Below are 15162 nucleotides of genomic sequence, written 5' to 3'. Positions count from 1 at the left end.
CACCCGCGGTTCAGGCGACGTGCAGAGCCGCCCCTCTGCGGCGCTCCTGGCGCAGGGCCGGCAGATAGCAGGCCGCGCCCAGGATGCTGAACGCCCCGGCGATGGCCGTCGCGGTCGCCGCGGAGGTCGCGCCGGCGAGTGCGGTGAGCACCAGCAGCCCGATGCTGTACGCGCCGCCGGAGACCATCGAGTTCAGGGAGAGCACCGTGGCGCGGGTGGACCGATCGGCCTCACGGTGCAGGAGGGCCGAGTGCATCGGCCCCGCGGCACCATGCGCGAGGTACGTCAGCCCGTAACCGATCAGCAGGCCGACCAGGCCCGAGGAGAGTCCCATCAGCACGACGAAGGCGCCGTTCAGCATGCGGCTCAGGATCGCCGTCCAGGTCACGCCGATGATCCCGCTCAGACGGCTGGCGAGCAGGGATCCGACGGCGAACAGCCCCCACGCGGCCGCCGACGCGGGCCCGAAGACGGCGGCGGCCGCCGCCTCCCCGCCGAGCAGGCCCTCCAGCTGCACCGGAGTGAGGGTCTCGAAGGCGATCATCGCGACCGACCAGAACACCTCGACGAGCACGAGCCCCGCGAGCACCCGGGAGCTCGCCGCACGACGCAACCCGTCCACGATCGTCCGCGGGGTCTGCCGTGCGGCGTGTGCCATGGTCTGAACCAGCCGCCGCGGCGCTGCGTCCGGCTGAGGGCTGTCGCGCACCAGCACGATGACGAGGATCGTGTATCCCGCGTATAGTCCGATCGCCACGAGCAGCGGCAGCACGAGCGCGGACAGCGCGCTCAGCGGGTGCCACGCCACCAGGAGGCCGCCGAGCAGCGCTCCGCCGGCGATCGCCACGCCGAGCACCGTGCCGGCGCGCGCCAGGGGCCGCGCGACCTCGGCCTGCGGATCGTGCTCGTGCACGGCGTCGACGAACCAGGCCTCGAGCGCACCGGAGTCGAGCACGCGGAACACGCCCTGCAGCAGGAGCGACACCGCGAACAGCGCGAACGAGTCGGCGAGCAGGAACAGCACGGCGGCCACGACCGCGAGCACTCCGGAGGCGGCCAGCACCGGACGGCGGCCAAGGGTATCGGCGAGGGCGCCGGTGGGCAGTTCCAGTGCGAGCGCCACGAATCCCTGGATGGCGAGGATGGATCCGACTTCGGCGAGCGACAGACCGCGTTCGAGCGGCAGCAGGACCGTGACCCCGAGCGTGACGCCGACCGGAAGCCAGCGCAGTGCGGAGAGCAGCAGGAGCCGACGCTGCGCCGTCGCGATCGCGATCCCGGCCTCGACGTCTGCCACGCCGGCGCTCATGACTCCTCCGGCGGGTCGAGGTCGACCGGCGTGCTCTGCACGACCACATGCACCCGCCGTGAGGCATGATCACCCTCTCCGATGCGCCGGTACTTCTCGGCGAGCGCGTCGAACTCCGTGTGGAAGTCCGCGAGCTGATCCGGGGTCACGGTGAGCAGCACGTCCTCGAGGCCGAGCCGGTCGACCCACACGCCGGGCCACGAGCTCTCAGCATCGAGCCAGCGCTCGGCTCGCGCGGCGAACTGCCGCACGTAGTCGCGACGCAGCCAGCCCAACGCGGTCTGCGCGTCCTCATCGTCGGCGAAGTCCGAGTTGGTCCAGGAATGCGAGTCGGTGCTCGCACGCCAGACCCGCCGCTTGCCGACGCCGTCGCCCGTGTCGGCGACGAGACCGACATCCTCCAGTGCACGGAGGTGGTAGCTCGTCGCTCCGGTGTTCGTCTTGAGCGCCGCGGCCAGCTGCGTCGCCGTCGCGGGACCGTGCACGCGCAGCTCGCCGAGGAGGCGGGATCGCAGCGGGTGGGCGAGCACGCGCACAGCCTTCTCGTCGAGGCGCATGCTGACGGGAGGTTCCGGGGTGTCCATGCCTCCAGGATTGCATGCACAGAAGTTATGCACAAGTACTGTGCACAACTTCCATGCACGATGAGATCCGCGGGGCGGTGAGGTCAGTGGTGACCTGTCTTCGCCGCGAGCGCCCGGGGGCCGAGCTCGTGCAGCACGCCGTCGTGCAGGTCCAGCACCCGGTCCGCGCGCGTCAGCATGGCCGCGTCATGCGTGGCCACGATCGCGGCCGTCCCGCGTTGGTGGACGAGGCCCGCGATGAGATCCATGATCTGCGCACCGGTCTCGCTGTCCAGCTGCGCGGTCGGCTCATCCGCGATCAGCACCGCCGGATCCATCACCAGTGCACGGGCGATCCCGACGCGCTGCTGCTGGCCGCCGGAGAGCTCCGTCGGGCGCTGCCGCGCGTGATCGGCCAGCCCCACAGCCTCCAGCGCCCGCGCCACGCGCTGCTCCCGCTCTGCCACCGGCGTGCGGCGGATCCGCAACGGAACCTCGACGTTCTCCGCAGCCGAGAGCACCGGCAGCAGGCCCGCGGTCTGGAAGATCGAGGCGACCCGCTCCCCCAGCACATGACTCGCGTCCCCCGCGCTGAGATCGTGCTCGTCCAGCAGCACACGTCCACGGGTCGGGCGATCGAGGCCCCCGAGCATGGTCAGCAGCGTGGTCTTGCCCGATCCGGAGCGCCCCGTGATCACGACGAGCTCTCCCGCCGAGACCGTCAGATCGACGTCGCGGACGGCGGTGACGTCACCGCCGGGTGCGGCGAACACCCTGGTCAGTCCCTCTGCACGCAGCACCTCGGTCATGATCGCTCCTCCCCGGACGCCGGCGCATCGCTCTGCCCCGGCGCGTCGTCGGTCCTCGGCTCGCCGCCCGGTGGGACGGGAGCCGCGCCCGACCCGACCCGCACATGGTCGGGTTCGAGGGTCAGACGCACACGATCGCGCAGGTCCAGGGCGCTCACGAACTCACCGGGCAGTTGCATGCGGCCGGCGCGGTCGAGCACCGCGAACTCCTGCGCGATCCGCACCTCGCGCCCTTCGTCATCGGTGTGCGTGCTGCGCAGGGTCTCGGTCGAGGTCCGTCCGTCGCGGATCCGGACGGTCCGGTCGACATGTTCGGACACCGCGGCGTCGTGCGTCACGATGAGCGTCGTGACGCCGTGCTCGGTGTTGACGGCCTGCATCGCGGCGAGCACGTCGGCACTGGTGCGCTCGTCCAGCTCGCCGGTGGGTTCGTCGGCGAGCAGCACGCGCGGCTCGTTCGCGAGCGCGACGGCGATCGCCACCCGCTGCTTCTGGCCTCCGCTCAGCTGCGCGGGCCGCTGATCGGCCACATCCGCGACGTCGAGGAGCTCCAGCAGCGCCTGCGCGCGACCGGCGCGCTCCCCTTTCGGCACGACGTGGGCGACGCCGTGCGCGAGCGCGATGTTCTCCCGCGCCGTCAGGTAGGGCAGCAGGTTGCGCCCGGACTGCTGCCAGACGAAGCCGACGCTGCGGCGGCGGTAGCGCAGTCGTTCCGCGCCGCGCATCGTCACCAGGTCGTGCCCGGCGACCCGCGCACTGCCGGCCGTCGGCGCATCGAGTCCGGCGAGGATGCCGAGCAGCGTGGACTTGCCGGATCCGGACGCGCCGACGAGGGCGACCATCTCCCCGGCCTGCACACGCAGATCCAGCCCCTGCAGCGCCTGCACTTCGATGCCCTTGGCTGTGAAGATGCGCACCAGTCCCTCGCACGCGATGTCGACGTCGCTCATCGCCCGGCCCCTCCTCGTGCGTTCATGATCTTCCGTTCCTCATCGCCATGCCCCTTGTGTCCTCGCCGCATGCGATCACCCCTCGTCATCGGCGACCCTGATCGCGTCGGCGCTGCGCAGCCGCATCGCGGCGCCCGTCGCCAGCAGCACGGCCACGGCGGTGACCGCCACGAATCCGAGCACCGCCGCGATGAGCCAGACCACAGGGAGGCTGAGCGCAGGAGCGGCCTGCCCTCCCGTGAAGCCGCGCAGGTCCAGCGCGCCGACCACGAGCCACGACATCGCGAGCCCCGAGACCACGCCCACCGGAACAGCCACGACGAGCGCCGGCCCGACCTCCCAGGCCACGAGCGGCAACTCCCTCCGGCGGGGATAGCCGACCGCGCGCAGCAGTGCAAGCAGTCGAGCACGCGCCGCCGACCCGAGCATGAGCGTCTGCATGATGGCGAACGCGAGCAGAACCGCGACGACCGCCGTCGCGACGAGCAGCGCGGTCCGCAGGGCGGACGACGCCGGATCCGAAGCGGCCTGCGCGATGATCTGGTCGACGGTCGTCGCGGTGGCCGAGTCGCCGAGTCGCGCCGTGAGCGCCGTCGCGACCGTACGCGGATCGTGACCGGGGGCGACCGAGGCGAACAGCCTCGTGACCAGCGGCGAGGCGATGCCGATCCTGTCGATGTTCCCGCGGTCGACGATCACCCATTTCTCCGCGCTCCCGAACGGCGTCGGCTGCGCGGTGCGGGCGACGACCCGCACGGCGTGTCCGTTCACCGTGAGCGTGTCGCCGAACTGGGCGAGCAGCTGCTCGGAGGCGACGACCGGGACGGATCCGCCCGATGCCGCCGTCAGCGATGCGGGCAGCGGCAGTGCGCCGTCGAAGCCGCGCTGCACGCGCGCGAAGGCGTCCCGGTCGATCGCATAGATGCGCACCCGATCGGAAGCGCCCGGCGAGGCACCCTGACCGATCTCGTCGGCGTCCAGTGTCGCGACCGCCTCGACGCCGGGGATCTTCCGTGCGGCCTCGATCTGCGCATCCTCGAAGTACGGCATCGACACGGCCACGTCGGCACCCGTGGCGTCCCGCGCCGTACGGCCGATCCCGTCCGACACGGTCGCCGCGAACGACACCGAGAACACCGCCACCGCGATGCCGATCACGGCGGCGAGCGCCGGCGCGGTGCGCAGAGCGGCATCGCGCAGCGCTCGTGCCGGGCCCAGCAGCGCGATCAGGCCGGTGCGGCGCCCGGCACCGCGGTGCAGCGCGTCGAGCAGGAGCGGGAGCAGCCGCAGCACCGCCACCGTGCCCACACCGCCGATGAGCACCGGCATCGCGAGCAGCACGGGATCCACCCGGACCACCTCACCACGACCCAGGAGGAGGACGGCGAACGCGACGGCGAGCGCCATGATGACGGCCTCTGCGAGGAGGCGCCGCCACGGCCGCGATCGCTTCGCTATCCCGTCCCGGCGTTCGGCACGGCGCAGGTCGGTGGTGACGGTGACCGGGACCGCACAGGTCGGGACGAGCACGAGCACCGCGGCCAGCAGGAAGCTCAGCGCATCCGGACCACGCGGCGACAGCACCGCCCCGACCGCCAACCCGATCCCCGCGCCGAGCAGACCGAGCACGAGTGCCTCTCCGCCGAGGACCACGGACAGCTGCGCCATCGAAGCGCCCCTGGCCCGGGCGAGGGCGGCGGCCCGCCAGCGGCGCAGCGCGAGCTGCCGTCCGGCCAGTGCCAGCATCACTCCGGCCACGGCGAGCGGCCCCACAGCGGCGACCGCGACCACCGCGACGAGCGCGTTCCCGCGGGCGACCCCGCGATCCAGGGCGTCCGCGATCGGCGAGGAGAACTGCAGACCGCGATCGAAGAATCCCCCGGATTCGCCCACGTGCACGGGGTTCGCCACGAACAGCCGCAACTGGGTGCTCACGGTCGCCGCGTCCGGAGCGGAGATCCCGTGCGGATCCAGGGGGATCCAGGACGCCGTCGATGTCTGCGTGAGCAGGTCCCCGAGCCGCAGGGCCTCGTCGGGCGCCATGAAACCGACCGTCTGCAGGATGCGGTCCCCGTCAGGGCTGTACTGGATGGTCGGCTTCATGGAGCCGACCAGCATCTTCCAGGCGAGCGGATCCGCGCCGTTGGAAGCGACCAGGCCGGTCAGGCGCACCGTGAGGTCCTGGCGATGACGCACCTCGCCGACCTTCCAGTCCAGATCCGCCGCAGCCTGCTCGGTGAGCACGATGTCGATGCCGGTGGCGGGGTCGGTGGGCTGCGGGTACGCCCCCGCGACGAGGCGGCTGCGATGCTCGAGCCCCGGATCCATGACCAGCTGCACCAGGTTGCGCGGGACCTTGCGCTCGGCCTGCAGCGCCGTCGCTCCGAAGCTCCCGAGCACGCGAGGGGCGCCCAGTGCACTGCGCAGCGGCTCGGGCTGCCGCTCGCGCTCCGCCTGCAGGGCCGCGAGGGGCTTGGACCACGCGTGCTCCTCGACCGGAGCACCGTTGGACAGACCCGCGATCCCGGGCTGCGACGCCGTGAGCGGCCGGCCGATCTCGGGGATCTCCTCGATCTGGTGCTGCACCGTCGCCGTGCGCGCCTGGTCGATGAGCGCGGGCACCAGCACGCCCACGAACGTCAGGGCGGCGATCGCGAGGACGAGGAAGGACGACAGCAGCGGCGCGGTGAGCACCGTGCGCACGACCACGGCGGCGGTGGCGGGACGGCGCATCATGATCCGCTCCCCCACATCATCGGCAGCACCACGGTCACCACGGCGAGCCCCGCGGCCACGCCGCCGAGCACGCCGAAGACCGCGATGCCCGCCACCTCGCCGAACCTCGCAGACCGCTGCCGCACCGCGCTGAGCCCGAGGGCGCGCAGGATGATGCGCTCCTCCGTCCGGCGGGAGCGATCCGCGGCGACGGCCGAGAGGAAACCGAGCAGGCCCAGGAGAGCGGCAGCCGCAGAGCCGGTGGCCAGCAGGATCGCGGACGTCCCGGTGATCGGCGCGACGCTCACCGCGGCGGGAGTGAGGATCCGCACCGGCGTGTTCGACCGGGCCCGGATCGTCGCGGCGACGGAGGAAGGGTCGGAGGTCGCGAGCCACAGCTCGTTCGCGGGCACCCCCTCGGCCATCGTCGTGGCGGTGGTGCGATCGGCGAGGATACCGGGGCCGGATCCGATGCCCGCGATCGTCGGCAGGATCGCGGCGACCTCGGCCTGCAGGCGCGTGCCCTCCGGACGCAGCGTGATCGCGAAGCGCGTCCCCTGCACGGCGCCCAGCCGCTGCGCGAGTGCGGCGGTGATCGCCACGGGCAGGTCGGCGCCGGTCCGGGCGGTGAGCACCCCGCGCGCCGATGCGGGGATCGCGGCAGCAGACGGGTCGACGGCGACGAACGCCACGGTGTCCGCACCGACGTCTGCATCCCGGCTCAGCACCTCGGCGGCGCGGGTGACCGTCGGCAGCGCCTCCGCCTCCGCCGCGGTGAGCGGCACCGCCTGCTGCGCGCCGACCGAAGCGCGCACGTCCTGCCCGAGGGCGGCGCGGACGGCGGAGCGGTCCACGGCCTCGGCGAGCGGCCCGGCGCCGATCGCCATCGTCGCGGAACCCGCGGCGAGGGCCAGGCACAGGATGGCGACCGCGGCGATCCCGGCACGGCGCGCGATCTGTCGAAGCGGCAGCACGGGCATGATGCCGCGACCGCGACGGGCCGCGCGTTCGGCGATCGCCGCGACGAGCACGGCGAGCACAGGGACGAACAGGCCGAGCGCGAGCAGTGACGCGGCGCCGGCCGCGGACGCGACCGGATCCGCGGCGCCGTCCTCCGAGACCACCCCGCCCTGCGCGAACAGCTGCCAGAGCGCGAACCCCGCCAGCGCTGCGACGATCAGCGCCGGCAGCAGCAGCGCCAGCACGATCCCCCGACCGGCATCGGAACGCGCCGCTGTCGTCGGCGCCGAGGCGCGCACCGCGGTGAAGGCGGCGACTCCCGCGGCGATCAGCACGGTGAGCGCACCCGCCACGATCGTCGGGACGCCGGGCGCGCCGGCAGGGAGCAGAACGCACAGGGCGAGCGCGGCGCCGACGCCGGTCGTCGCTGCGGCCTCGCCGGCTGCCGCCGCGGAGATGCCCGACGCGGCAGCGCCGCGCGCGCGGACCAGACGCAGTTCCTCTCGACGTGCTCCCGCCAACGCGGTGAGGATCACGGCGATCGCGATCGCCCCCAGCGCCACGACGATCGCCGTGGGCGCCGCCATCATGCCGCGGGCGACTGCGACCGCGCGGATCTCCCGATCCAGCAGGTCGCCGAGCGCACCCCCGACCGCAGTGTTCGAGCGATTGTCGGCATCGACCTCGGCCGGGAGCTGCGCCAGGCGTGCCAGCCCCGCGCGGTACCCGTCCAGCCGGTCGACGGCCAGCGCCGTCGGCTGGATGATCCAGGTGACCGTCGGCGTGGTCCACAGCCGCGCCATGTCGTCCGCGGTGATGAGCACGGGCCCCGCCGCACCGTCGGAGTCGCCGGACGCCACCGCGGGATCCCCCGCCCAGGCGGGGTCCGCAGGGTCCTTCGCCGTCCAGGTTCCGACCACGGTGACCTCGACGACTCCCCCCGCCGCGTCCGCCCCGAGCGGGATCACGTCGCCGATGCGCCATCCGCGCTTCTCCGCCGCGGCGGCCAGCACGGCCGCCTCGCCGGAGCGTCGCGGCCAGGCTCCGTCGGCCAGCTCACCCCGACCGGGGACGTCCTTCCCGTTGATCGCCTGCACGGCGTCGGGGTTGCCCACCGAGATCTCGCTCACCGCGATCCGACTGACGTCGACCGGTGCGCCGGCGAACGCCTTCGCGATCGCCGCTCGCACGGCGCGGTCCTGCGCGTCCGGATCCTCCGCGCGCAACGCGGTGACGTTCGCAGCGCGCGATGTCGGTTCTGCGCGTTCCGCGACCCGGTGCACCCCGTCCCCCACGAGCCGGACCGACAGGGCTTCGGTTCCGCCGACGCCGAGAACGACAAGGCCGGCGGCGAGCAGGACGAGCAGGAGTCGCGCGGTCTGCTGCCGCGCCCGCCTCACCGCTAACGTCATCGTCCTCGTCCGTGTCACCGACCGCTCCGCGCACTCGTCAGGGGATCGTTACCGATCCGAACGAAACGCACTTCCCCATCCTGGAGGCAGTGCCGCGGCCGCGCAATGCTTTTCTCCGCACCACCGGCGCCGCACTCGAGCCCGCGGTCAGGCGCCGTGCACCTCGGGCACCGCCGCGGCCGGCACACCGTTCGCGGCCGCGGGCAGACGCCGCTCGAGCGCGATCGTCAGAGCGCAGATCAGCAGGGATCCCACCACCATGGCAACGATGAACCACATCTGACGCCCCTCGCCGAGCAGCACGCCGGCCGCGATCGGGCCGGCGATCGCCCCACCCTGGAACGCCGCCGCATTGATCGCGTTGTACCGCCCGCGGCTGCGGTCGGAAGCCAGGTCGTTGCAGATCGCTGGCACCGTGGGCTGCAGCATGGTCTCCCCGAAGGCGAACACGCCCATGAACAGCAGCACGCCGATCGCGGAGGCCAGCGTCTTCGGCAGCAGCCCGGTGAGTCCCAGCAGCACCCAGGAGAACCCCCAGACGAGGGTCATCACCTGCATCACGCTGGTGCGCCGGTGGCCGGCGATGAGCTTCAGGACGGCGAACTGCAGGAGCACGATGACGGCGGTGTTCACGGCGAACGCGAACCCGATGACCTGCGTCGAGACCCCCGACACCTGACGGGCGAAGGCCGGGAAGCCGCCCTCCATCTGCCCGTACCCGATGAACACGGCGAGGAACGTCAGCAACGTGAGCCAGAGCACCGCCGGGCGGCGCAGGATCTGCCGGTACCCCTCGGCACGCTGCTCGTGCTCCTCGCCGGGGTCGGCGTGCGTGCGCACATGCCGCAGCGGTCCGAGCAGCAGCGCCATCGGGATCAGCGAGCTGGCCGCGTCGATCAGGAAGATCGCCATGAACGTCTCCGGCCGATGCACGTCGACGAAGAAGCCGCCGATGATCCCGCCCACGCCGATGCCGAGGTTGACGAGGGCGAAGTTCACGCCGAAGTACTGCTGACGCAGCTCGCCGGCGACGATCGTGGCGATCAGCGCGTTGAAGCCGGGCCAGGAAACGCCGAAGTTCACGCCCATCAGCACGAGCGCGATCGCCGCGGTGATCGGCGACGTCGCGAAGGCGAGGAGGGTGCAGCCCGCGATCATCGACGCGAGACCGGCCAGCAGCACCCGACGGGCGCCGTAGCGGTCGATCAGCGTGCCGGCGGGCCCGGTGACGACCAGCCCGGTCACGGCGATGACGCTCATGAGCGCACCGGAGACGCCCAGATCGAACCCGCGCACCTCATGCAGATAGATGATCGTGAACGGCAGGGTCAGCCCGCGGCCCAACGTCTGGATCGCGACGGTCGACAACAGCCAGCGCCCCGCGGTGGGCAGCGCTGTCCAGAAGGCTCTCATTCCGGTCACCCGTCAAGTCTGCCGGGTGCCTCGGACATCGACGGCACGCGACCTCCGCGCGCCCCTCGCCGCGCCGCACCCGCTCGGGAAACGGGGCGTCAGGACGGAGCGCGCGGTGCGCGCCGCGTCACACCACGCGGGCGGCGATCCTGGTGAGTGCCTGCGCGAGATCGCCGATGAGATCCTCCGGATCCTCGAGCCCGATCGAGAGTCGCACGATATCGGCGCCCGGGCGCGCCTCGGCCGCGACGGGACGATGCGTGAGCGCGGCCGGGTGCTGCACGAGCGAGTCCACGCCACCGAGCGACACGGCATGCGTGAACAGTCGCACGGATCCGGTGAGCGCCTCTGCGGCGGCGTAGCCGTCACGCAGCCGTACGGCGATCATGGCGCCCCCGCCGCGCATCTGCCGCGGGATGAGACCGCGCTCGTCGTCGATGCCGGGGTAGAACACCTCGGCCACAGCGGGGTGCTCGGCGAGCCACGCCACGACGCGCTCGGCGGAGCGCTGCTGCCGTTCCATCCGCACCGGCAGCGTCGCGAGCCCGCGGTGCAGCAGGTAGGCGCCGAGCGGGTGCAGCAGCGCCCCGGTGATCGCACGCACGCGGCGCAGCGCCTGCGCCGTCTCCTCCGAGCACGCGATGACGCCGGCGATCACGTCGCCGTGACCGCCGATGTACTTCGTCGCGCTGTGCAGTGACATGGCGGCACCGAGATCCAGGGGGTTCTGCAGCAGCGGGGTCGCGAACGTGTTGTCGACGACCACGGGCACGTCGCCCGCCTGCGCCACCACGGCGGCGATGTCCACCAGGTCGAGAGTGGGGTTGCCGGGGGTCTCGACGACCACGAGGCCGGTGTCCGGACGCAGATGCGCACGCACCTCGTCCTCGGCGCAGAAGGTGGTCTCGGCGCCGAGGAGCCCGGAGTCGAGCAGGTGGTCGGTGCCGCCGTAGAGCGGCCGCACCGCGACGATGTGGTGCTTGCCTGCCGCCGTGGTGTGCGACAGGATCGCCGCCGTCATCGCGGCCATGCCGCTGGAGAACGCGACGGCGGCCTCGGCGTGCTCGAGTTCGGCGAGGCCCTCCTCGAAGCGTGCGACGGTCGGGTTCCACAGGCGGGCGTAGACGTTTCCGCCGTCCGGCAGCGGGTGGCCGCCGGTCGCCATCGATTCATAGGAGTCGCCGCCGTGCACGATGTCCGGCAGCGGGTTGGTCGAGGAGAGGTCGATCGGCGCGGCGTGCACGCCGAGGGCGGCGAGGTCGGCTCGGCCGGCGTGCACCGCCACCGTCTCGGGACGCAGGGGCATGTCACGCAGGGAATCGTCGTCGATCATGCCCCCAGGATCCCCCCGTGCGCAGAGATCCACCACATGCGTTGCTGCAGGGAGCCGACACGAGTGGGATGCTTGTTCTCAGCACAACCATCGGACGGCAGGAGGAGCGGATCTTGAGCGCGGAGCAGCACGGCCTCGACGGACTCGATCTGCGAATACTCGGCGCCCTGTCCGAACGCCCTGACGCGCCGATCAAGCAGCTTGCAGCCGCCCTGGGGATCCCCGCCTCCACGTGCGCGTTCCGGCTGCGCTCGCTGCGATCGCATGGGGTGATCCTCGGGCTGCGGCTGCAGCTCGACCCGGCCGCACTCGGCCGTCCGGTACAGGCGGTGATCCGGGTGCGACTGGGCAACCACAGCAAGGCGGGCGTGGAGGCGCTGTTCGACGCTCTGGAGGTGACCGCGGGCGTGCTGCAGGTGTTCCACATCGCGGGCGCCGACGACTTCCTCGTGCACGTCGCCGTCGCCGATGCCGGTGCTCTCCGCGACATCGTGCTGGAGCGCATCACCGTGCACGACGTCGTCCGCGCCACGGAGACGCAGCTCGTGTTCGAACGCCGCGACGGCTCGGGCCTCGTCGCGCCGCGCTGACGCCCTCAGCGGATCACTGGTCGTGGCGGTTGTACTTGCCGTGGCGGTCGTGGGCGGAGTGCCGCGGGGGTTCCGCGCCGCCGCCGTGCTCGGCATCGGCGTAGGCGCCCTCGTCCTCGGGATCGGGGCCGCCGCGCTCGGTGCGGGTGTACTGCCCGTGCACGGTGCGCTCCTGTCCGGGCTCCCCGTCGACCTCGGTGTACGTGCCCTCGAGTCCGTCGCGCGGATCCGGGATCTGGGGTCGGTCGTCCTGGCTCATGCTGATCCTCCCATCGGGAGATGGCGCATCTCTCCTCTTCAGGGTACGACCGTCGGCACCGAAGGGGACAGGTTCTCGGCGCAGGGCATGGCGACTGTACAACGCCGCGGAGGTTGGGCACTCTGAAGGAGGTGGCGCCTCGCCGCCGCATGGATCCGGTACGAACCGCGCCTCCTCGCAGAGAGAGCAATGTATGACCGCCTCTGACAACGCCCCCGCCGGCACCGTCACTCCCCCGCCCGCACCGCGCGAGACGCCGCGCTGGATCCGGTCCGTGCGGGCGTACCTGCTCGGCAACCCGTTCAGTGCGATGCTCGCCCTGGTGGTGCTGGCCGCGGGCTTCGTCACCGGCACGTTCCTGGGCCGCTTCCCCCAGGAGTTCGCCGCCTCGGTGAGCACGACCATCGAGGATGGCGGCTGGTGGACCCCGCTCACCGCGCTGCTCTTCGGCGACTCGGTGATCGGCGGCGTGCTCGCCATCCTGCTGATCCTGACCGCCGGCGCGTACGCGGAGCGCAAGCTCGGCAGCGTCCGCGCCGCATGGACCTTCCTGCTGACCGGAGTGGTCGCGATGGTGATCGGCCTGACCGCGCAATGGCTGATGGTGTCCTGGGGTTCGCAGTGGGGGCTGCTGGCCAGCTACGACGCCGTCGCCGATCCCACCATCGGCACGGTCGGCATGCTGATGGCCGCGAGCGCGCTCGCCCCCGCGCTGTGGCAGCGCCGCATCCGCGTCGTCGGCTTCACCCTGCTGGTGATGTTCGCGCTGTACGCCGCCGACAGCGACAGCGTGTTCCGGCTGCTCTCGGGCGTGCTCGGGCTGTTCCTCGGTCTCGTGCTGGCGCGCGGCGCCACACGACCGACCTGGCATCGCAGCTCTCATCGAGAGGTGCGCACCCTGGTCGCGGCGATCGTGGCGGCCACCGGGCTCGGGCCGTTCATCGTGCTCATCTCCGGCGCCTGGTACTCGCCGCTCGGGCTCGTCGTCTCCGGCTTCTCCCCGCTCGAGGTGGACAAGATGCCCGCCTCGTGCGCCACCGACTTCACCCAGGACTGCGTGCGCCAGGCCGACGCGATCCTCAACTCCGGCCCCGGACCGTTCCTGGTGAGCCTCGTCCCGCTGCTGCTCACGCTCGTCGCCGCCTGGGGGCTGCGCACCGGACGCCGGGCGGCGTGGATCATGGCATTGGTCGTCAACGTGGTGATCGCCGTGCTCACCGCCACCTCGGTCGGCATCAATGATCTGCTCGACGACGAGATCCGCGGAACACTGCTGATCGAGGACGGGATCGCGATGATCCTGGCCGTACTCGTGCCGATCGGGGTGATCGCCCTGCTGCTGGTCGCCCGGCGGCACTTCCGGGTGGTCGCGCCCCGGATCGCCGTCCGGCGCTTCACCGCCACCGTCATCGGCGCGTTCGTGGTGTGCGCCGGCATCTACCTCGTGATCGGCCTGATCGACGGCGACAACTATCTGGACGGACAGCCGCCCCTCGGCGAGCTGTTGGCCGACCTGGTGCGCCCCTTCGTCTCCAGCGGCCTTCTCCCCGCCATCGCGGATGCGGGGATCCCGGTCGACGGGGCCGCGCTGTTCGTCTACCAGTGGATCGGCGTGCCGTTCTGGATCGTCTTCATCGTCGCGAGCGTGCGGCTGTTCCGCGCCACCGAAGTCGACCGCCACGTGGTCGAGGAGGCGCGATTCCGGGCGCTGTTGCGCGCAGGAGGCGGCGGCACCCTCGGCTTCATGGGCACCTGGCCGGGCAACAGCTACTGGTTCACCGCGGACGGTCAGGGCGCCGTCGCCTACCGCGTCATCCGCAAGATCGCGCTGACCGTGTCGGATCCGGTCTGCGCCGAGGGAACCGAGCGCGAGACCGTCGAGGCCTTCATCGCCTACTGCGAATCGCAGGGCTGGTCCGCCTGCTTCTACAGCTTCCACGAGCGCTTCCTGCCGATCTTCCAGTCCTTCGGCTGGCAGTACATGTCCGTCGGTGAGGAGACCGTGATCGACCTGCCGGACTTCGAGCTGGCGGGCAAGGCATGGCAGAAGGTGCGTCAGCCGCTGAACCGCGGCGAGCGCGAGGGCATCACCACCCTGTGGTCGACATGGAACGATCTGCCGACCCGCTACTCGCGGGAGATCACGGCGGTCAGTGAGGAGTGGGTCGCCCACAAGAAGCTCCCCGAGATGGGGTTCACGCTCGGCGGCATGGAGGAGCTCAAGGACTCGGACGTCGGGATCTTCCTCGCTCTCAACAAGGACGGCGGAATCGAGGCGACCACGAGCTGGCTGCCCAGCTGGACCGACGGGAGGATCACCGGCTGGACCATCGACTTCATGCGCCGCAGCGACGGATCCATGCCGGGCATCATGGAGTTCATCATCGCGTCGGCGGCGCTTCACATGAAGGAGCAGGGCGCGCAGAGGCTCAGTCTCTCGGGTGCGCCGCTGGCCACCAAGCCGGGCGAGCAGGCCCCGGATCCGACCGTCATGACCCGACTGCTCGGCTGGCTCGGCGAGATGCTCGAGCCCGCCTACGGCTTCACCTCTCTGTTCCGGTTCAAGAGCAAGTTCAACCCGCGCTACGACACGATCTACATGGCGTACGCGGATCCGGCGCAGCTCGCCACGATCGGCATGGCCATCGGCAGTGCGTATCTCCCGGAAGCCACTCCGAAGGAGTACCTGGCGCTCGTGCAGACCATCACCAACCGCGGCGGCGAGCACTGACGACCGCTCCGATCGCGCCACGCCGAGACGGCGTTTCGCGACCAATGTATGGAACTCTCAGGAACGGTCCGTATTATTACGGAGTTGTAACACCCCTCCGTTCCCCCCGAAAGCGGAG

The 15162-nt window shown here is 71.8% G+C and carries 11 protein-coding genes; 2 read left to right on the top strand and 9 right to left on the bottom strand.

All coding sequences use genetic code 11. The features are described from left to right. Positions 1-10: 10 nt before the first annotated feature. From LXM50_RS03475 to LXM50_RS03440, 8 genes are all read right to left on the bottom strand, one after another. On the bottom strand, positions 11-1309 hold the full coding sequence (locus LXM50_RS03475; RefSeq protein WP_233309859.1) for an MFS transporter: 1299 nt from the start codon (positions 1307-1309) through the stop codon (positions 11-13). Next, a complete protein-coding gene (locus LXM50_RS03470; protein ID WP_233309857.1) occupies positions 1306-1893 on the bottom strand; it encodes a helix-turn-helix domain-containing protein in 588 nt (195 codons plus the stop codon). The genes LXM50_RS03475 and LXM50_RS03470 overlap by 4 nt, the downstream gene beginning before the upstream one ends. 83 nt (positions 1894-1976) lie before the next feature. Beyond that, positions 1977-2681, bottom strand: coding sequence for an ABC transporter ATP-binding protein (locus tag LXM50_RS03465; protein ID WP_233309856.1), 705 nt, complete (start codon positions 2679-2681; stop codon positions 1977-1979). Further along, positions 2678-3631: an ABC transporter ATP-binding protein gene (locus LXM50_RS03460; RefSeq protein ID WP_233309854.1), complete on the bottom strand. Its 954-nt coding sequence runs from the start codon at positions 3629-3631 to the stop codon at positions 2678-2680. Before LXM50_RS03460 ends, LXM50_RS03465 begins: the two co-directional genes overlap by 4 nt. Positions 3632-3706: 75 nt before the next feature. Next, positions 3707-6367 (bottom strand): ABC transporter permease, encoded by a 2661-nt coding sequence (locus tag LXM50_RS03455; RefSeq protein WP_233309852.1) that lies wholly within the window; start codon positions 6365-6367, stop codon positions 3707-3709. Beyond that, positions 6364-8718, bottom strand: a complete 2355-nt coding sequence (locus LXM50_RS03450) for a hypothetical protein (RefSeq protein ID WP_233309850.1) — start codon at positions 8716-8718, stop codon at positions 6364-6366. Before LXM50_RS03450 ends, LXM50_RS03455 begins: the two co-directional genes overlap by 4 nt. A gap of 147 nt (positions 8719-8865) precedes the next feature. Then, on the bottom strand, positions 8866-10131 hold the full coding sequence (locus LXM50_RS03445) for an MFS transporter (RefSeq protein ID WP_233310082.1): 1266 nt from the start codon (positions 10129-10131) through the stop codon (positions 8866-8868). A 127-nt stretch (positions 10132-10258) separates the two neighbouring features. Next, positions 10259-11464: a PLP-dependent aspartate aminotransferase family protein gene (locus LXM50_RS03440; RefSeq protein ID WP_233309848.1), complete on the bottom strand. Its 1206-nt coding sequence runs from the start codon at positions 11462-11464 to the stop codon at positions 10259-10261. 113 nt (positions 11465-11577) lie between these two features. On the opposite strand from LXM50_RS03440, the gene LXM50_RS03435 reads away from it, so the two are divergent. Beyond that, positions 11578-12054: an Lrp/AsnC family transcriptional regulator gene (locus LXM50_RS03435; protein ID WP_233309846.1), complete on the top strand. Its 477-nt coding sequence runs from the start codon at positions 11578-11580 to the stop codon at positions 12052-12054. A gap of 13 nt (positions 12055-12067) precedes the next feature. Here the strand turns inward: LXM50_RS03435 and LXM50_RS03430 are convergent, their stop codons facing one another. Further along, on the bottom strand, positions 12068-12313 hold the full coding sequence (locus LXM50_RS03430; RefSeq protein ID WP_233309844.1) for a hypothetical protein: 246 nt from the start codon (positions 12311-12313) through the stop codon (positions 12068-12070). A 193-nt stretch (positions 12314-12506) separates the two neighbouring features. Here LXM50_RS03430 and LXM50_RS03425 point away from each other — a divergent pair, with 193 nt between their 5' ends. Continuing rightward, positions 12507-15044, top strand: coding sequence for a bifunctional lysylphosphatidylglycerol flippase/synthetase MprF (locus LXM50_RS03425; protein WP_233309843.1), 2538 nt, complete (start codon positions 12507-12509; stop codon positions 15042-15044). Positions 15045-15162: the final 118 nt, after the last annotated feature.

Source organism: Microbacterium sp. Au-Mic1 (assembly GCF_021341785.1).
Classification (GTDB): domain Bacteria; phylum Actinomycetota; class Actinomycetes; order Actinomycetales; family Microbacteriaceae; genus Microbacterium.
Note: the sequence above shows the minus strand (reverse complement) of the source record. Positions and strands in the feature narration are given on the sequence as shown.